Origin of the sequence: Paenibacillus ihbetae (assembly GCF_002741055.1) — a bacterium.
Classification (GTDB): domain Bacteria; phylum Bacillota; class Bacilli; order Paenibacillales; family Paenibacillaceae; genus Paenibacillus_AQ; species Paenibacillus_AQ ihbetae.
Window position 1 is genome coordinate 4,881,386 of sequence record NZ_CP016809.1, and the last position, 18,511, is coordinate 4,899,896.

General features: G+C 52.4%; 13 protein-coding genes, 1 pseudogene and 1 other annotated feature. Of the genes and pseudogenes, 12 read left to right on the forward strand and 2 right to left on the reverse strand.

The features are described from left to right. Window position 1: 1 nt before the first annotated feature. From BBD41_RS21860 to BBD41_RS21875, 4 genes and pseudogenes are all read left to right on the forward strand, one after another. Window positions 2-1,228: a Gfo/Idh/MocA family protein gene (locus BBD41_RS21860; RefSeq protein WP_077567642.1), complete on the forward strand. Its 1,227-nt coding sequence runs from the start codon at window positions 2-4 to the stop codon at window positions 1,226-1,228. A gap of 450 nt (window positions 1,229-1,678) precedes the next feature. Continuing rightward, on the forward strand, window positions 1,679-2,767 hold the full coding sequence (locus tag BBD41_RS21865; RefSeq protein WP_077567641.1) for a bifunctional 3-deoxy-7-phosphoheptulonate synthase/chorismate mutase: 1,089 nt from the start codon (window positions 1,679-1,681) through the stop codon (window positions 2,765-2,767). A 71-nt stretch (window positions 2,768-2,838) separates the two neighbouring features. Then, window positions 2,839-3,070: a binding site (T-box leader), on the forward strand. A gap of 98 nt (window positions 3,071-3,168) precedes the next feature. Then, a pseudogene (locus BBD41_RS21870) lies at window positions 3,169-4,709 on the forward strand (2-isopropylmalate synthase). Between the two features lie 602 nt (window positions 4,710-5,311). After that, complete coding sequence (locus BBD41_RS21875; protein ID WP_077567639.1) at window positions 5,312-6,475, forward strand: MFS transporter; 1,164 nt, start codon at window positions 5,312-5,314, stop codon at window positions 6,473-6,475. Between the two features lie 64 nt (window positions 6,476-6,539). Here BBD41_RS21875 and BBD41_RS21880 read toward each other — a convergent pair whose 3' ends face one another. Beyond that, a complete protein-coding gene (locus BBD41_RS21880; protein WP_099478714.1) occupies window positions 6,540-7,352 on the reverse strand; it encodes an SDR family oxidoreductase in 813 nt (270 codons plus the stop codon). Between the two features lie 175 nt (window positions 7,353-7,527). On the opposite strand from BBD41_RS21880, the gene BBD41_RS21885 reads away from it, so the two are divergent. The 8 genes from BBD41_RS21885 (at window position 7,528) to BBD41_RS21920 (ending at window position 16,589) form a co-directional block, all read left to right on the forward strand. Next, the gene (locus tag BBD41_RS21885) at window positions 7,528-8,166 is read left to right on the forward strand and encodes a TetR/AcrR family transcriptional regulator (RefSeq protein ID WP_077567637.1); all 639 of its coding nucleotides are present in this window, start codon (window positions 7,528-7,530) and stop codon (window positions 8,164-8,166) included. A 45-nt stretch (window positions 8,167-8,211) separates the two neighbouring features. Further along, on the forward strand, window positions 8,212-8,514 hold the full coding sequence (locus BBD41_RS21890) for an ArsR/SmtB family transcription factor (RefSeq protein ID WP_007127535.1): 303 nt from the start codon (window positions 8,212-8,214) through the stop codon (window positions 8,512-8,514). A gap of 138 nt (window positions 8,515-8,652) precedes the next feature. Beyond that, the gene (locus BBD41_RS21895) at window positions 8,653-9,840 is read left to right on the forward strand and encodes an MFS transporter (RefSeq protein WP_099478716.1); all 1,188 of its coding nucleotides are present in this window, start codon (window positions 8,653-8,655) and stop codon (window positions 9,838-9,840) included. Window positions 9,841-9,992: 152 nt separating this feature from the next. Next, the gene (locus BBD41_RS21900) at window positions 9,993-11,030 is read left to right on the forward strand and encodes a LacI family DNA-binding transcriptional regulator (protein WP_099478717.1); all 1,038 of its coding nucleotides are present in this window, start codon (window positions 9,993-9,995) and stop codon (window positions 11,028-11,030) included. A gap of 697 nt (window positions 11,031-11,727) precedes the next feature. After that, the gene (locus BBD41_RS21905; RefSeq protein WP_099478718.1) at window positions 11,728-12,687 is read left to right on the forward strand and encodes an ABC transporter permease; all 960 of its coding nucleotides are present in this window, start codon (window positions 11,728-11,730) and stop codon (window positions 12,685-12,687) included. A 19-nt stretch (window positions 12,688-12,706) separates the two neighbouring features. After that, the gene (locus tag BBD41_RS21910; RefSeq protein ID WP_007127539.1) at window positions 12,707-13,591 is read left to right on the forward strand and encodes a carbohydrate ABC transporter permease; all 885 of its coding nucleotides are present in this window, start codon (window positions 12,707-12,709) and stop codon (window positions 13,589-13,591) included. Between the two features lie 50 nt (window positions 13,592-13,641). Beyond that, on the forward strand, window positions 13,642-15,264 hold the full coding sequence (locus BBD41_RS21915) for an extracellular solute-binding protein (RefSeq protein WP_099478719.1): 1,623 nt from the start codon (window positions 13,642-13,644) through the stop codon (window positions 15,262-15,264). A 53-nt stretch (window positions 15,265-15,317) separates the two neighbouring features. After that, window positions 15,318-16,589 (forward strand): Gfo/Idh/MocA family protein, encoded by a 1,272-nt coding sequence (locus BBD41_RS21920; protein WP_099478720.1) that lies wholly within the window; start codon window positions 15,318-15,320, stop codon window positions 16,587-16,589. 797 nt (window positions 16,590-17,386) lie between these two features. Here BBD41_RS21920 and BBD41_RS21930 read toward each other — a convergent pair. Beyond that, window positions 17,387-18,511, reverse strand: a complete 1,125-nt coding sequence (locus tag BBD41_RS21930) for a GerAB/ArcD/ProY family transporter (protein ID WP_077567631.1) — start codon at window positions 18,509-18,511, stop codon at window positions 17,387-17,389.

Consider the following 18,511-nt stretch of genomic DNA (forward strand, 5'->3'; position numbering starts at 1 on the left):
TATGAACAGGATGATCGGCAGGGGAGGACAATCGCTGCGGCTCGGCTTCATCGGTCTGGGCAAGCGCGGCAAAAGTCTGCTCGAGCTGCTTGTAGAAATGCCGGACGTGGAAATTGCGGCCATATCCGATCTTTACGAGGATCGGCTTGAAGAGGCCGCGAGAGTGGTAACCGATATGGGCAGACCTGCCCCAGCCAGCTGCTCGGATTATCGCGAGGTCATCGGTCGCGAGGATGTTGAGGCGGTCATCATCGCCTCATCCTGGACCAGCCACAGCGAGATTGCCATAGCGGCCATGCAGGTCGGCAAGGCCGTGGCGTCGGAAGTGGGGGGAGCCGCTTCCTTGGAGGAATGCTGGCAGCTCGTGCGCGCGTATGAAGCGACCGGCACGCCTTGCATGCTGTTGGAAAACTGCTGTTACGGCCGGGAGGAAATGGCGCTATTGCATATGGTCCGGCAGGGGGTGTTCGGCGAGCTGATCCACTGTCAAGGGGCTTACGGGCATGATCTCCGGGATGAGGTTGCAAAAGGAATGGAGAACCGCCACTATCGCATCCACAATTACTTGCACCGCAACGGCGACGTGTACCCGACGCATGGTCTGGGCCCTGCCGCTAAATTGCTGAATATCAATCGCGGAAACCGGATGACCAAGCTGTCCTCCATGGCGACCAAATCGCGCGGCGTAAGGGATTGGGCCCGCCGGCATTTGGGCGAAGACCATCCCGTGGCGCGGACGGACATGGCCCTTGGCGATGTCGTAACAACCATGATTCAATGTGCGAACGGGGAGACCATTCTGCTGACCCACGATACGTCGCTGCCACGTCCATATTCCCGCGGCGGGCGGGTTCAGGGAACCCGGGGCATCTGGATGGAGGACGGAGGCGTCATTCACCTGGAAGGACGAAGTCCGCTCCATGAGTGGGAACCCTTCGCCCATTACCTTCAGGAATACGAGCATCCGCTGTGGGCCGAATACATGCAAGACGGCGTGCGGGGCGGCCATGGCGGGATGGACTATCTGTGCCTCCGCGCATTTGTGGAGAGTGTTCTTCAGGAAAGGGAGATGCCGATCGACGTCTATGATATGGCGTCCTGGATGGCGGTGACCGCCCTGTCCGAACAATCGATCGAGCTTGGAAGCGCCGCCGTAGCGATCCCGGATTTCACCAACGGGAAATGGATGTACAGGGAAGCGGCGGAGCCCGCCGGCATTTCTTTTTAACACAAAGCCTGGCCTCGAGTCCGTTGCCCTGTATTTGGCGATTCACCACACCAAAGCACCTAAGCTTTAAAATATACTCTTGCAATTCCTTTGTCGTGTGTAATACAATGCTTTATAAATTCATAAGACATGCTGCGACAAGCAATGATGGAAAGAGTAAGCGACAGAAGCTTCCTGACAGGAAAGGGCCGCCACCGACTGAGAGCGCCCGGGTGAAGATTCTCCGCCGAAGTTCATTCCGGAGCCGGTATTCCGATAGCTTTGCATTCCTAAGAATGGGAAGCGGTAGGTTTACCCGAGGCCCTCGCGTTAAGAGGTTCAAGTGAGATAAGCGAAGAAGCAACGGTTTTTTCGCATATCTAATAAGGGTGGTACCACGACTCCTCGTCCCTTGCGGCGGGGGGTCTTTTTTATTTATTTCAAATCATACACATAAGGGAGAGATTCGATATGAGTCAAGGACGTTTGGAGCAATTGCGATCGGAGCTGGATTCCGTGAATTTGCAGCTGCTGGAGCTGCTGTCGGAGCGGGCGCGCCTCGCCCAAGAGATCGGGCAGGAGAAGCAGAAGCAGGGAGTGCCGAATTTCGATCCGGTACGCGAGAAAAAAATGCTGGATGCCCTGGTCGAGCACAACCACGGCCCGTTCGACAACGAAACGGTGCGGCATCTGTTCAAGCAGATCTTCCAGGCATCGCTGAAGCTGCAGCAGGTCGACCACAAGAAGCATCTGCTCGTCAGCCGCAAGAAGAAGAAGGAGGACACCTTGATCCAGCTTGGGGATACGGTCATTGGCGGCGGAACGCCGGTCATGATTGCTGGACCATGCTCGGTCGAGAGCTACGAGCAGGTTCGCCAGGTCGCGAAGGCTCTGAAAGAAACGGGCATCACCGTGATGCGCGGCGGGGCGTTCAAGCCGAGAACGTCGCCGTATGATTTCCAAGGCCTGGGCGTCGAGGGGCTTAAAATTTTGAAGGAGGTCGCTTCCGAATTCGGATTGAAAACGATCAGCGAAATCGTGGATCCGGCTCATATCGAGCTTGCCTGCGACTATATCGATGTCATTCAGATCGGCGCCCGGAATATGCAAAATTTCGAGCTGCTCAAAGCAGCGGGCGACGTCAAGACCCCGGTTCTGCTGAAGCGCGGGCTTGCGGCAACGATCGATGAATTCGTGCATGCCGCCGAATACATCGTATCCCGCGGCAATACGCAGGTCATGCTGATCGAGCGCGGAATCCGGACCTATGAGAAGGCCACGAGAAACACGCTGGATATCTCGGCGGTGCCGATCCTCAAGCAGGAAACCCACCTTCCGGTGCTGGTAGACGTTACGCATTCTACGGGACGCAAGGATATTTTGGCTCCTTGTGCAAGAGCGGCCCTCGCTGCCGGCGCGGACGGCGTCATGGTGGAGGTTCATCCCGATCCGGCGACCGCTCTGTCCGATGCGGCTCAGCAGCTGAATATTCCGGAGTTCCAGGACTTCCTGGACAATGTGAGAAAATCCGGCTTGCTGCCGGCACACTCATTGGTATAACCAATTGGGAAATAAAGGGTTGACAAATCGCTGCTCATTCCCTAACATAGTTATCAATTCAACCGCATAATCCAAATGTTTCGATTAGAAATAGTAGAAGTGAAATGACTTTTCAGAGAGCCGTTGGCAGGTGCGAAACGGTAATGTCGTTCCCTTTGAACTCGTCTATGAACAGCTGCCTGACAATGTAGGGTAAGCCGGAGTTCCACCGTTACAGGGATAGATGGTGATGGCCATCGAAGAAGATCATTTTACTTGTAAAATGAATTAGAGTGGTACCGCGGGTTCAACCTCGTCTCTATAGCAGAGACGGGGTTTTTTTGTTGGTTAAATTCCGGGTTTAACCAACCCCGCTTGAAATAGATATAGATCAACGATAACTTTCCAGGGAGGAATCAGAAATGACACGCAGCATTATCGTTCTTGACACAACCTTGCGCGACGGAGAACAGGTACCGGGCGCGAAAATGAACGTGCACCAGAAGATTGAATTCGCCCAGCAGCTGAAACGGCTGAACGTGGACATCATTGAAGCGGGCTTTCCCGCTTCGTCGGCCGGGGATTTCGAATCCGTCCGTGAAATTGCACGAACCGTAGGTGACAGCGTCTCGATTACCGCGCTGGCGCGGGCCGTGAAGAGCGACATCGACGCGGTGTACGAAAGCATCAAGCCGGCGCAAAACCCGCTGATTCATATCGTGCTCGGAACCTCGAATATCCATGTCGAGAAGAAATTCAACCGCTCCAAGGATGCGGTGCTGCAAATGGGCGTCGATGCGGTGAAATATGCGAAAACGCTGCTGCCGCAGGTGCAGTATTCCACAGAGGACGCTTCCAGGTCCGACTTCGAATACCTGTGGACAACGATCGAAGCGGTGGTCAAGGCGGGGGCAACGATGATCAACATCCCGGATACGGTCGGTTATGCCGTGCCGGAAGAGTTCGGCGAGCTGATTCGCCGAATCAACGAGCGGCTCAAAAACCTGAACGATCAAGTCATACTCAGCGTTCATTGTCATAATGACCTGGGACTCGCTACGGCCAATACGCTCGCAGCCGTTAAGAACGGCGCCGAGAAGGTGGAGTGCACCATCAACGGATTGGGAGAGCGCGCCGGCAATACATCGCTGGAGGAAGTGGTGATGGGGCTGAAGGTGCGGGAGAATTATTTCAACGCGAGCACGAACATCCGGACGAAGGAGCTGATCAAGACCTCCCGCCTGCTGACGTATTTGACGGGGCTGGATGTGCAGGTGAACAAGGCCATTACGGGCGAGAACGCCTTTGCCCACTCCTCCGGCATCCATCAGGACGGATTGCTTAAGGATAAGCAGGTGTATGAGATCATGTCGCCGGAGGAGGTTGGCGCCGACAGCATGGAGCTGATTCTGACGGCCCGGTCGGGAAGACACGCTTTCCGAAACGCGGTCGAGAAGCTGGGCTTTGACGCAGGCGAGGGCGAGGAATTCGAGGCGCTGTTCGCGAAGTTCCTTCAGTTGGCCGACGCGAAAAGGAAGTGTACGACCATGACGTCTTTTACCTGGTTACGCATCACCGGACTTACGAAGACGCCGGCAGCCATCTGTATGAGCTGGATTCCTTCCAGGTTGTCACGAACGCTCTGCATCCTACCGCTACGGTCAAGCTGAAAAAAGGCGGGGAGATGGTGCAGGACAGCACGGTCGGAGACGGCCCGATCGATGCGCTGTACAGTGCCATCAAGACGATCGTTGGTCTGGACGTTGAGCTGAAGGATTACAAAATCAACAGCCTTTCCCGCGGTAAAGAAGCCATCGGCCGGGTCAACATCCGAATCGAGTATCAAGGGAAAAGCTATTCCGGCCGCGCGATGGACACGGATATCATCAAGGCCAGCGCGCTCGCTTTCCTGAACGGGATCAACGCCGTTCTGTTGGACGCTGCGCAAGAAGTGCAGGCGTAAGCCGGGAGCGGAACGCGGAAACCTCGTCTTACAGTAAGTGAGACGAGGTTGTTCGCGTTTGGGATGTGACGGGATAAATGGGGCCTTCCTTAGATCGGAATTATGCTGGCGAAGCTTATTGACCGATCGTTACAAAATATATATAATTTAGCTGGAAACTTAGGAAAGGAGCCGTTTAGAGTGAGAACAGCATAGCGCATTTTCCGGACGTTGAGGCCGGCCAGCATCGTCCAGCAGCCATTACAGGCTTCGTTTAGGCAGGGCGGGCGGCGATAAAGACGTTTAATTACATCAATTTTGTACTTTGTAGTAAAAAAGTTGAGGCTGCCAATAAAGCAGCTCCCAGAAAACGTTTGACGGTCCGGTGTCAGCCCGCTAAGAGGTTCGGTGAATGGTTCGGTGAAGCCCTATAAAGTCTGGTGAAGAAGATAATGCCGGTAGAAGCCATTAATGTCTGGCGAAGAAGGTAGTCCCGGTACAGTTCCGAGTGAAAGCCCGAGTGGGCCCATGTCCGCCAATAAGAGCTTTGGTGCGGCATAGACGATGACCGACCGATTTTTTTACCGATCACTACAAAAATGTTTGTGAAGGAGTGGATTTGAATGCCGTTATCCATTTATATTATGGGTCTTATGATTTTCTCCATGACGACCTCCGAGTTCATGGTCGCGGGGATCATGCCTGCACTGTCTGCGGAATTCCAAGTATCGGTGGCAGCGATCGGGTACTTGATCACTGCATATGCCGCGGGGATGATCGTGGGAGGTCCGCTGCTGACCGCTGTCCTGCTGAAAGTGCCGCGAAAGCAATCGTTCATGATCGTCTCCGCCATCTTCTTGGCCGGTCAGGTGCTTGGCGCTGTGGCTCCAAGCTATGAGGTGATGATGGCGGCCCGGATCATTACCGGCCTATCCTCCGCCGCGGCCTTCGGCATATCGCTGACGATCTGCTTCAGCCTGGTGGGCCCGAGTGCCCGAGGACGTGCAGCCTCGATCGTTCTAGGCGGATTGATGGTGGCCACCGCCATCGGCCTGCCGCTTGCAATCTGGATCGAACAGCATTTTGGCTGGCGAGCGAGCTTCTGGGCGGTTGTGATTCTATTGCTCATATCGGGACTTATCGGCCTATTTACGATCCCGTCCCTGCCGAAGTCCGAGAAGATCAGCTTTCGGGAGGAGATTGGCGCGCTTAAGAATCCTAGGCTGTGGGCGGCATACTCCACCAGCATGCTGATCATCGGGGGGACCTTCGCCGCGTTCAGCTATTTTTCCCCGATACTCACCGATCTGTCAGGCTTCGGTGCTGAGGCCGTACCCATGCTGCTCGGCGTTTACGGCATCGCGACGGTCATCGGCAACATCGTTACCGGCAGGCTGGCGGATCATTACATGATGCCGATTCTGACGATTGGCTTGACCGCACTGACCGCTGCGCTCGTGATGTTCGGCCTGTTCGTTCACAGCCCCGCGATCGCCGTGATCTCGGTTGTGATCGTCGGTCTGGTTGGCGTGCCGATGAACCCTGCGATGGCTACCCGGGTAACGCGCGTAGCCGATACGGGATCCATTGTTACGACGATTCACAGCTCGGTAATCAGCTTGGGGGTCATGGTCGGGTCTTCTTTAGGCGGGCTGACAATTGATGCTGGACTGGGCCTGGCTTCACCGCTTTGGGTCGGCGCGTTGCTAGCCGTTCTGGGCCTGCTGTCCCTGCTGCCTCCTGTACGTGGAGAAGGCCGAGCGAAGCGGGTGACATCCAGCCATTAATCTTGATAAGCCGCCCCCAGCCTGGAAAATAAGGCTGTAGGGCGGCTTGCGTCTTTGCTGATCTTCAGCTGAACTGCTTCGTTATGCCTGCCATAAACTCCTCATCCGACGTTTTGCTTCGCAGATCCATCAGGTAATGGGCATCGGCGCCAACCAGATAACGGAGGCGATCGGACGGATCGGTTGCCGCTTCGAAGATCGTTTCCGCTATGAGCTTCGGCTCGGAAGCATGGACGTCAAAGCTGTTCATCTGTTTTTGCAGAACCGTTTCCGTATACGAGGCATAAGCATCCAGCGAAGTATCGGTCAGCAGATCGAGGGAGCGTCCGGTAAAATCCGTGGCCACGTTGCCGGGTTCTACGAGCTTCACCTTGATTTGATGGGCAGCCATCTCGTAAAAGAGGGATTCCGAAAAGCCCTCGATGGCCCATTTGCTCGCATGATACAGCGACAGCAGCGGAAAAGCCACTCTTCCGCCTACGGAGGATACATTGATAACCGTCCCGCCGCCGCTTTGCCTGAAATGGGGAAGAAGAGCTTGCGTCGTGCGAAGGACCCCAAGCAGGTTGACATCGAATTGCCGCTTGATTTGGGCTTCCGTCGCAGCTTCGAATGCGCCTATCGCCGCGTAACCTGCATTATTCAGCAGGACATCAATTTTGCTGAACGCTCGAATTCCTTCTTGAGCGGCCGATTGGATGGTATCGTTCCGGGTGACATCGAGTTTCGTGACCAGCATGCGCTCCTGTCCGGTAAACTCCGTTTCGTGTTCGGGCGAACGCATGGTAGCAATGACATTCCAACCCTTCTCCCAAAAATGCCGCGCGGTTTCTCTTCCGATCCCTGAAGAAGCTCCTGTAATGAGGATTGTATTCACATTCTTCATCTCCTTTTGGTTCATTTCGATACGATTATATGACGAAATCAAAACAAAGTAAACCAAAATTATTAAATTAGTTAATTTAATAAAAATAGTAAATGTGGTGAAAAGGGTTTAATGATTTTACTTCTAAGTTATAATGGGGATTAGAAAAGTGGAGGGGGACATCCAGGTGAAAAAGGCGGTAAGCGCGGAGCATTACATCGAGAAAATAAAACCGGTCCTAAGAAAAACGAAGTTCAGCCAACTGAAAATCGACGAAATCGCAAGTTACATGGATATTAGCAAAGTAACCTTGTACAAGCATTTCTCATCCAGGGACGATGTCATCGAGGCTGTCGTGAAGCATTATATCGATTACCTGCTTCAGGCCGATGCCATCGTTCAAGATGCATCCATTTCTTTTGCCGAACGTTTTCAGAAAATATACGAGCAATCGCTGCGGTGCGTCGTTTACGTGTCGGATCTCTTCCTGGAAGATCTGAGAGATTCCTACCCGGCGCTGTTTGACCGTTTGATTGCGGCACAGCAGATCCGATATCGCAACTTGGAGACTTTTTTCGAGGCAGGGATGGAGCAAGGCGTATTCAACCGTTTGAATGCCGCATTGTTCATGGTTCAAGATGATGCCGTGCTTCGGCGGATCATGGACCCGCTGTTCTCGATTCATTACGACATGACCTTAAAGCAGGCGTTGATGGATTTTTACCAGTTGAAAAAATACCAGTTGTTCCAGCCGGATCATGTTGATTCCGTGCAGGATTCGATAATGGAACAGGAGATCGTGAATATTCTGAAGATGATCACGTAATGTCCGACCGTTGACATATCGATAATTCACGATATAATAATTTGTATGAAACCAATCGAAATCTTCAAAGCACTGTCCAATGAATCGCGGCTTGATATTTTGCGGTGGCTTAAGGAGCCTGAGCAGCATTTTACGCCCCATGAAGGGATTGATATGAGGGAAATCGGGGTATGCGTGAGCCAGGTGACCGAGAAATTGAATATGACGCAATCGACAGCATCGCAATATCTGTCCATTTTGCAGCGGGCCGGACTGATTAAGACCGAGCGGATCGGCAAATTTACGTATTACAAGCGTGATGAGGAAGTCATCCGTCAAATCGGCGAATATTTGAAGCAGGAAATATAACGACAAGAACTGAATGCTTCCTTGGCCAAGGAATATTCAGTTTTGTTCCGCACTACATATCTACATATTACGATATGTATTTTTATTGGTTTCATATATCGATGTTTTGCGATATCTAAATATATAAGGAGTGGAATTATGAAGAACGCTTGGAAAATATACTTGCTGGCTATCGTGAGTTTTTTAGTAGGGACATCGGAATATATCATCTCCGGGATCTTGGACAAAATCGCGGATTCCCTCGGTATCACCATTACGGCCGCGGGCCAGCTGATTACGATTTTCTCGCTGGTGTATGCCGTTCTGACCCCGGTGTTGATGGCCCTGACCGCGAAGCTGGAGCGTCAGCGGCTGCTGGTTTATTCGCTCGGGCTGTTTGTAGTGGCTAACCTATTGTCATTCGCGCTTCCCGGCTATGTTCCCTTTGTCATTGCGCGCATCATTATGGCGATGGGGGCAGGGATGGTGGTTGTCACCGCGCTCGGCATCGCCGCCCGAATTGCGCCTCAGGGCAAGCAGGCGAGCTCCATTGCTACGGTTGTCATGGGCTTTACGGCTTCCCTTATTATCGGTGTCCCGCTCGGGCGCGTTACTGCAGCCGCGTTCGGCTGGAAGTCGGTGTTCGGCCTGATTGCCGTTCTGGGTATGGTAGCGATGGTTGTCTTATATAAAGCGATTCCGAAAATCCAAGGCGATGCGCCGGTTCCGCTGCTTCAGCAATTTGCACTGCTCCGAAAGCCGAAAGTGGCGCTCGGTTTGGGAATAACCTTCTTCTGGCTTGGGGGATATTCCGTAGCTTATACGTATCTTTCCCCTTATCTTCTAAGCGTCAGCGGCTTGGGCGAACAATGGATCAGCGCAGCGCTGTTCGCTTTCGGCATTGCGAGCCTGATCGGGTCGAAATTCGGCGGATACAGCACCGACCGGTGGGGTGTACCCTTGACCCTTACCTTCGGGATGATCATCCACATTTTTGCGTTAGCCCTGCTATCGGTCACGAACGCATCCGCTGCAGCTTTTCCGGTGTTCGCCATGCTGATCCTGTGGTCTTTGTCCGCCTGGTCCTCCGGTCCGACACAGCAGTTCAACCTGGTCCAGCTGGAGCCGGAATCATCGGGAGTCATGCTGGGACTGAACCAGTCGATGATGCAGCTGTCCATGGCTGCGGGGGCCGGACTCGGCGGCATTGCCGTCGATAGCATATCCCTGTCATCCATTACATGGCTTGGGGCAGCGGGTGTTGCAATCGCCGTGGGGTTGGCGCTGGTGCTGTTCCGCATCGGGAAGCAGGAGAAGGAGGCCGGACAGACGGTCGTATCTTCCTGAACTTAAGGCTTGTCCGCCGGTTCTGTCTGCTGCTGTTTCATGATATCCATACGCCTCTTCAGCGCGATTTGACGCTCTAAATGGGTCCAAGGTATGATAGGATCAACAGAAAGCGAAAATTTGGCTCCAACTTTGCGGAGGAGGAAATACGTTTGGCTAGACTAAAAGATATTGCCGAGCGGGTCGGGGTATCCATATCCACGGTCTCGCGGGCAATCAGCAACGATACAAGCCGTCCGGTCAGCGAAGACACCAAGCAGAGAATCAGGGAGGCGGCGCTTGAGCTGGGGTATAAGCTCCAGGAACCCATGCAGCTCGCACGTGATAATGGAACGGAGATCAAGCGGATCGTCTGTATCGTGCCTCAGCTTCTGATGGATGACCATCCTTATTTCTCAAAGGTTCTTGCAGGCTTCCATGAAAAAATGGAGGAGCTCGGACAGCCGCCGGCCATCGTTCGCACCTGCGAGGAGGTTAGCGATGCAGAACGGCTGCGGCTGATGCTGAAGGAGACCGGGGCCCAGGGCATGGTTGCGATCAGCTGGTATGACCAGGAATTGTTTGAGCTCATCCAGCAGGAAGACGTCGCGATTATGGGGGTAAGCTTAAACGATGAACGCTTGACCGTCCCGGTGGTGGATTGCGACCGGGTGCTTTCCGCCAGATCCGCGGTGCGCCACTTGATTGATCAAGGGCACAAGCGAATCGCTTTTATCGGGGGACCTGCCTATTCCAATCAAATGGAGAGCGAGGAGCGGTATGTCGGCTACAAATTCGCGATCCTTGAAGCGAATCTGGAGCTGCGGAAGGACTGGATCATGAACACCGGCTGGAACGTGGATCGAAGCTTCAGCCACATGAATGATTTATTGGGCAAGCTTCCGAAGGAGGAATGGCCGACAGCGGTATTTTGCGCGAGCGACATGCTGGCGATTCCGGCCATGCGGGCGGTGATCGAGAACGGCGGCACCATCCCGGGAGATATTGCGATTGTCGGCATGGACAATATCGATGTAGCGCAGTATACGACACCGCCGCTCACGTCCGTTTCGGTGCCGAAGCATGAAATCGGCAGAGTCGCCGCGAAATCTATCGTCGATTACTTGGACGGACATTTCCCGACCGCCACGAAAATACTGCTGCCCTGCTCTCTGATCATTCGGGAGTCCTCCAGATTGGATCGAATGTAATGGTTTGACAGTGTGCAACAAGCAGGATATAGGTACGTAAAGAGCAGCCGCTAGCTTGCATAGCTTGCGGCTGTTTTTGCGCTGTATTTGTAGTGTTTTTTTACTGTTTTTGTATTGCTTTTCTGCTGTATTTGTGATGATTTTGTGCCAAAAATCCAAAAATAATGCCAAAATTGGTCCAAAAAAATGTTTGACAAGACGATATCCCTATATTATTATGAGAAAAAAATCAAAGGGTTTTGGATATTTTTGATCATATTTTGGATTACCCAAGACCTTCCTCTATCCAACTCATTTTGTCCTGTCTTCGTTTTTTTGCTTGTACAGCAAGCTTTTATGTATACGAGTCACCGTCCCTAAATATCTCGTCCAACCCCATTTCTAGAAATTACCTGCTCGAGATATCCAAATAACTATCCAAATTTATATCATTTAGTTTGAGTTTCTATCCAAAAACCGGATTAAACCCCATGCCACATGGGTTTAATGCATAGATGGCTTCTTGGCTGCCAATGCGACATAACGAATAAACCAAAAGGGGGAAGATGGTGGAACGCATTTTCGAAAAAGCTTTATCGTATGCAGGAAGGGGGAAACTTTCATTTTTTTAATCACAAAATTGCAAGCGCTGTCATTTCAGGGGCAGTCTACACCGATTTTTCGTCCCCCTACTATTTCTCAATGAGGTGATGCTAAATTGGCCAACACGTCGCTGCAGTCTCCAGCCATCGCGGCAACTGAAACGAAACGCAGCCGCTATAAGTGGAACCGGATCTGGCGTAATTGGCAGCTGTACGTCCTGATCTCTCCGGTCATTGCCTACTACATCCTGTTCCAGTATGTCCCGATGTACGGAATCCAGATTGCATTTAAGGATTTTATCGCAACTCAAGGGATCTGGGGGAGCCCCTGGGTCGGGCTAGACCACTTCGAACGGTTTTTCAACGGCTATTATTTCTGGCGTCTGATAAAGAATACCCTCGGGATCGGTTTGTACAGCCTCGCCGTTGGCTTTCCGGTTCCGATCATTTTGGCTTTGCTCATGAATGAGGTTCGTGCCGAGAAATTCAAGCGATTCGTACAGACGATAACCTACGCACCGCATTTCCTGTCGATCGTCGTGGTCGTCGGGATGATGATGATTTTCCTGTCGCCGCGCTACGGCATCCTCAATCATTTTATTGAGATGTTCGGCGGCAAGGCGATTAATTTCATGACTGAACCGGGCTGGTTCAAAACGCTGTACGTGCTGTCCGATGTTTGGCAGACCATGGGATGGAGCTCCATTATTTATTTGGCCGCGCTCGCCGGCATCGACAACCAGCTGCATGAAGCCGCGAGGGTGGACGGGGCTACACGGCTCCAGCGGATCTGGCATATTAACATTCCCGGCATCATGCCGACGATCATCATTTTGCTGATATTGAACATCGGAAGCATCATGAGCATCGGCTTTGAGAAGGTGCTGCTGATGCAGAACAATTTGAACATGGAGAGCTCCGACATTATTGCCACCTACGTGTACCGGATGGGGATCCAGAATGCCGAATACAGCTTCTCGGCCGCCGTCGGATTGTTTAATTCCGTCATCAACTTCGTGCTGTTGGTTGTCGTGAACTTTATCTCCAGACGCGTGAGCGAAACAAGTCTTTGGTAGGGGAGGGCGCTTTAGTATCATGCAAATCGAATCCAGGGGAGACCGCATCTTCAACATCATTAATTACACGATCCTGATCCTCGTCACGCTCATTGTCCTGTACCCGCTGCTGTTCGTGCTAAGCGCATCCTTCAGCGATCCGCAGACGGTTCTTCGGGGCGAAATGCTGCTGTGGCCAAAAGGCTTCAATCTGAACTCCTATGTCAAAATATTTCAAAATCAGGATATCATCAGCGGCTTTACCAACACGCTGATCTACACTTCGCTCGGGACGCTCATCAACCTGACAATGACGATTCTTGCGGCTTATCCGCTGTCGCGGAAGGACTTTGTCGGGCGCAATGCGATCATGGCACTGCTCGTTTTCACGATGTTTTTCAGCGGCGGGCTGATCCCGACCTATCTGCTCATCAAGAACCTGGGCATGCTGAATTCACTTTGGGTCATGATCATACCGAACGCCGTATCCATCTGGAACATCATCATTATGCGAACCTTCTTCCAGCAGTCCATTCCGAACGAGCTGCAGGAGGCGGCGACCATCGACGGCTGCTCGAATATCAAAATTTTGACCCGGATCATCCTGCCGCTGTCGATGCCGATCATTGCCGTAACCATTTTGTTCTACGCGGTCGGACACTGGAATGCGTTCTTCAACGCACTCTTGTACTTATCCGATAAGGAGAAATTTCCGCTGCAGCTGATCCTGCGCGAAATTCTCATTCAGGGTCAAACGAATGACATGGTGAAGATGTCGACCGAGTCGGCGATCAAGCAGCAACGGGAAGTGGAAGGCATCAAATATGCGGTCCTTGTGGTCGCGAATTTACCGGTCCTCGCGCTCTATCCGTTTCTGCAGCGGTATTTCGTGAAGGGCGTCATGATTGGAGCCATCAAAGGATAATTCCTTGCATGGATAAATGATTGGATGCTGAGAAAAAGGGAGGATGAAGCATGAAGCTGAAGAAATGGGGAGGTCTTCTGCTGACCTGCGTATTGTCGGTATCGCTGGCAGCCGGCTGCGGCTCGAAAAATCCGGGAGGGTCGAAGGAAGGGGAAACGCCGGGCGAAACGGCGGCCAATTTGAATCAGACGGGGTTTCCGATCGTGAACGAGCCGATTACGGTGACCGGCTTTGCCGGAAAGTTCTTTGCCAATGCGGACTGGAACAATATCAAGCTTTGGCAGGAATATGAAAAGACGACCAACATCAAGATCCAGTGGGACACGGTGCATAAAGATAATCTCGCGGAAAAACGGAATCTGCTCCTCGCCGGCGGCGATTATCCGGAAATGTTCTACGCTTCGGCGTTCCCGCGGGCAGACCTGCTGAAATACGGCAAGCAGGGGGCGTTTATACCGCTGAATGATCTTATCGATCAGTACGCACCGAACTTTAAGGCCCTCATGGAGAAGTATCCGATCATCGAGAAAGGGATTACGATGCCGGACGGCAATATTTACGGCCTGCCGACGCTGTATGATCCGGAATTCAAATCCGTGCTGTACGGCACGCCGTGGGTGAAGTCGGAATGGCTGACCAAGCTGGGATTATCCGAGCCGCAGACGCTTGATGATTTTTACAATATGCTGAAGGCATTTAAAGAGAAGGATCCGAACGGAAACGGCCAGAAGGATGAAATCGCCTGGGGCGGCGTCGGAGCGGCGGGCATCGTGAATTATTTACGCGGTTCGTTCGGCCTCAACAATCACGGCACGTCGAATATATACGTCGACTCGGATCCCGAGACGGGTAAGGTCCGGTTCATTCCGACCGATCCGCGGTATAAAGAGCTCCTGCAGTACGTAAACAAGCTGTACAAGGACGGCCTGCTGGAGCAGGACATCATGTCCGTGAAGAGCACCGAGGTGGATGCGAAGGGCGTGGAAGGCCTGCTTGGCGTCGTGGATAATGTGGACCCGGTCGCCATCTATAACCAGGAAGGTTATGTTGGCCTGCCGGTGCTGAAGGGACCGCATGGAGATCAGATGTACACCGCAACCGGATCCCCGCTCGGCAATATCGGCATGTTCGTCCTCACGGACAAAGCGAAACATCCGGAAGCCATGATCCGCTGGATGGATTACTTCTACAGCGATGAAGGCATCAGGCTGTTCTTTATGGGGTGGAAAGACGAAACGTATAAGGAAGATGCGGACGGTAACGTGGATTACGTCGACGAAATCAAGAACAACCCGGACGGGCTGAATCTGGACCAGGCGGTCGGACAATATTTGATCTGGCCAGGCGGATATTATCCGGGCTTCGTGACGCAGAAGTATTTTAAAGGTGCGGAAGGGCTGCCGACCTCCGTGGATAATGCGAAAAAGGCTGAGCCTTACGTCATCCCGCAGGACAAAATATGGCCGCCGTTCAACTTTACGGCCGATGAGCAGTCCGAGCTTACCGGCATACAGACGGACATTACCACCTACGTGGATGAAATGAGGGATAAATTCATTTCCGGCAACGAGTCCTTTGACAATTGGGACCAATATGTCACCAATCTGCAGAAAATGGGACTCGACCGATATCTCGCCATTTACGAGTCGGCGGCGGAACGCTACAACCAATAAACAAGATGTTCATACAACTGTGAATGTGTGTGAATGCAAAGGAGCGACATGACATGACACAACTAAAAGCAATCCTGATCGGAGCAGGCGCCCGCGGCGCCGGGGGCTATGCCCCGTATGCGCTGGATTACCCGCATGAGCTGACCTTCGTCGCCGTGGCCGAGGCGGATCCCGTGCGCAGACACCGGTTCGCCGAGAATCACGGTATCCCGCCGGAACGATGCTATGAATCCTGGGAGCCGCTGCTGGCGGAATCCCGGCTTGCCGATATCGCACTCATCTGCACGCAGGACCGGATGCATTACGGACCGACGATGCAGGCGCTGAAGCAGAAGTACCATGTGCTGCTGGAGAAACCGATGTCTCCGGATCCGAAGGAGTGTCTGGAGATGGAGCAGGCGGCAAGGGAGAATGACCGGCTGCTGACCATTTGCCACGTTCTTCGGTATACTCCGTTTTGGAGCACGATCAAGCGCGTGATTCAGCAGGGGACGATCGGGGAGATCGCTTCGATCCAGCTGAACGAGAACGTGGGGTATTGGCATATCGCCCACAGCTTTGTACGCGGAAACTGGAATAACGCTGACAAGGCGAGCCCGATGATTTTGGCCAAATCCTGTCATGATATGGATGTGCTGTCCTGGCTGATGGACCAGCCCTGCACGCAGGTTACATCCTTCGGCTCCCTGATGCATTTTCGCGAGGACCAGGCGCCGGAAGGATCGGCTGACCGCTGTCTGGACTGCAAGGTAGAATCCACATGCCCTTACTCGGCGCCCCGGTTCTATCTGAGTGATCAGTACAAGGGCTGGGCGGGACATTTTACGCATGAGCTGACCAAGGCGAATATCATTCAAGGCCTGCGCAATACCGACTACGGGCGCTGCGTCTACCGGAGCGACAATAATGTGGTCGATCACCAGGTCGTCAACATGGAGTTTGAGGGGGGAGCCACCGCCATGTTCAGCATGTGCGGGTTCACCTACGAGCAGGAACGCCGAATCCAGATCATGGGGACGCGCGGCGAGCTTCGCGGCGAGGAAGGAATGATTACGGTGTACGACTTTTTGACCGGGCAGAAGACGGAAATCTCCATCCCTTCCCAGGCCAGCGGCCACGGCGGCGGCGACAGCGGGATCGTGGCAAGTTTCCTCCAAGAGGTCAGAGGCTACAGCGGCCAGGAGAGCCTGACGTCGGCGAGCGCCTCCGTTCGGAGTCATCTCATCGCCTTTGCGGCGGAAGAATCACGACTGAACCGCGGGAAGTCCATCAACCTGAACGAATACGCGCGGGAGCTGATGGCGCAGGAGTCTGCGTCGAAGTAATGGCAGCAGCGGGAAATGAAGCGGGTGACGAAATACGGTAAAGCAATGGGTAGAAGCAAACGTCTGGAAGCCAACTGTATGGAGATGAAATTGTGGAAGTAAACGTATAGAACAAGCTTATAGAACAAACGTATAGAAGAAACGTATAGAACAAGACTATAGAACAAACGCGTATAGAAGCAAAGGTATAAAAGCAAGCGTATGGAGGCAACGTCAGACGTATGGGGATACAATTGAAGCAAAGCGAGTGGAATCAAATGTTTGGAATCAAATGAGTGGGATAAAAAAACGACAGGAACGACAGGTGGATTCATAGTGTTTGATGGAGCAAGTGGATTAGTTAGAATGTTTGATTGAGTAAATGGATTAGTAAGAATCTTTGATGTTGAATGGATTAGTTAGATTGGTTAAATTGGTTAATTTGGTTTGATTGAATGGATTAGTGGGATTAGTTGGATTAGTTGGATTGGTTGGATTAGTGGTAAGGAGCGGTTAGATGGGTAGTGTAGATTTGTTTATTCTCAATATCTCACGATATGAAAAATTCGAAATAAGGTAGACGGGGCGCAGCACCCAAGTGGTGCTGTTGCTGAGGGCGAGCAGCAAGTCCCGAAAAGGGACTTGTAAGGCTCGAAGAGGCGCCTAAGCCAGCAACAAGTCCCGAAAAAGGACTTGGGCGCCCAAAGAGGCACTCAAACGAGCTGAACCCCGGCAACCGGATTCAGCTCGTTTTTTGTGCATACTGTTGCTTGGGGGCTATACATTGTCCATGTGAATGTCTATAGCATCAATGCGGCTCAAGCCGAATCTGATGGCTTTTTTGATTTTTTGGACAGCATTTTACGCAGGCCGTACATGACGAGCAGCACTAATGGGAAAAGAAAGCCCACGGTGATCGTATATGGTACCCAAATGGTTGCGTCCCATTGCAGCTTGAACGGAACATTGGGATAGATGAAGACGGAAACGGCAGCCAGAACCCAACCAAGCGGCATGACCAGCGGCTGATAGTTTTTAATATTGAATATTTGGCTGATGCCGATCGCAATGGCGTAAAAATACAACGAGATCCGAAAAAACAACGTGATAAACCACATCACCGCCATGGCTGCCTCGATTCGCTGAAGGAAATTTCCGATATTGATTTTCTTGGCCAGCATGTAACTGGGATACATATTTCTGGCTGTAATGTCCGGGCCTAAAACCAGTATCGATAATGCAATAATCACAAATAGGACACCAGCGCCAATTATGCTTCCAATATATACCGCTTTGTATGTCTCCGCCGGTCGGTTGGCGGCTCCTGGAAAGATAATCATCAACACGATGTGCGGCAGAAAGGCAATGCTGATGAACGAGAAGGCGGCCGGGAAGATGGGGCTTACACCTGATTCGAGAATGGGCCCTGCATATTCCCATCGGATCTCCGACAACAATAAGACGCTCATTGACAGAAACAGGAGCAAGAACCAGGGAAACAGCATTTCCGCCGCGCGGGCCAGTACTTCCAGCCCCAAACGCACTCCCAGTACAGCCAGCGCCCCGAAGAGGAAGATGATGGCCTGAATCGGTGTTTCAGGGAGCATCTGGATGGTCATGAAGATGCCGATTTCGTGTAATACTGTGGCGGGACCTCCAAGGAATAGCGTAAGCAGAAGCAAGAAGCTCACCATTTTACCGATCCATTTCCCAAACAGCTTTTCGGCCCATTGCATCAAATTCGCTTCCGGGTGCTTTCTGAATAGTTGCATCTGCACCGCCAAGATGATAAATCCGAGGCCGGCCCCCACCAAACAGGCAATCCAGGCATCTTGCTTAGCAATGGAGGCCAATCCCGATGGAACGATAAGAATCGCGCTGCCGATCGTATACAAAGCGGTTAAAATGCTGATCTGGCGCAAAGAAATTTTTATTACGGGCAT

What these genes read in the sequence shown, in the direction of transcription:
- BBD41_RS21860 (WP_077567642.1), top strand. Translation starts at nt 2, where the DNA reads ATGAACAGGATGATCGGCAGGGGAGGACAATCGCTGCGGCTCGGCTTC.
- BBD41_RS21865 (WP_077567641.1), top strand. Translation starts at nt 1,679, where the DNA reads ATGAGTCAAGGACGTTTGGAGCAATTGCGATCGGAGCTGGATTCCGTG.
- BBD41_RS21875 (WP_077567639.1), top strand. Translation starts at nt 5,312, where the DNA reads ATGCCGTTATCCATTTATATTATGGGTCTTATGATTTTCTCCATGACG.
- BBD41_RS21890 (WP_007127535.1), top strand. Translation starts at nt 8,212, where the DNA reads ATGAAACCAATCGAAATCTTCAAAGCACTGTCCAATGAATCGCGGCTT.
- BBD41_RS21895 (WP_099478716.1), top strand. Translation starts at nt 8,653, where the DNA reads ATGAAGAACGCTTGGAAAATATACTTGCTGGCTATCGTGAGTTTTTTA.
- BBD41_RS21910 (WP_007127539.1), top strand. Translation starts at nt 12,707, where the DNA reads ATGCAAATCGAATCCAGGGGAGACCGCATCTTCAACATCATTAATTAC.
- BBD41_RS21915 (WP_099478719.1), top strand. Translation starts at nt 13,642, where the DNA reads ATGAAGCTGAAGAAATGGGGAGGTCTTCTGCTGACCTGCGTATTGTCG.
- BBD41_RS21920 (WP_099478720.1), top strand. Translation starts at nt 15,318, where the DNA reads ATGACACAACTAAAAGCAATCCTGATCGGAGCAGGCGCCCGCGGCGCC.
- BBD41_RS21930 (WP_077567631.1), bottom strand. Translation starts at nt 18,511, where the DNA reads ATGCCCGTAATAAAAATTTCTTTGCGCCAGATCAGCATTTTAACCGCT.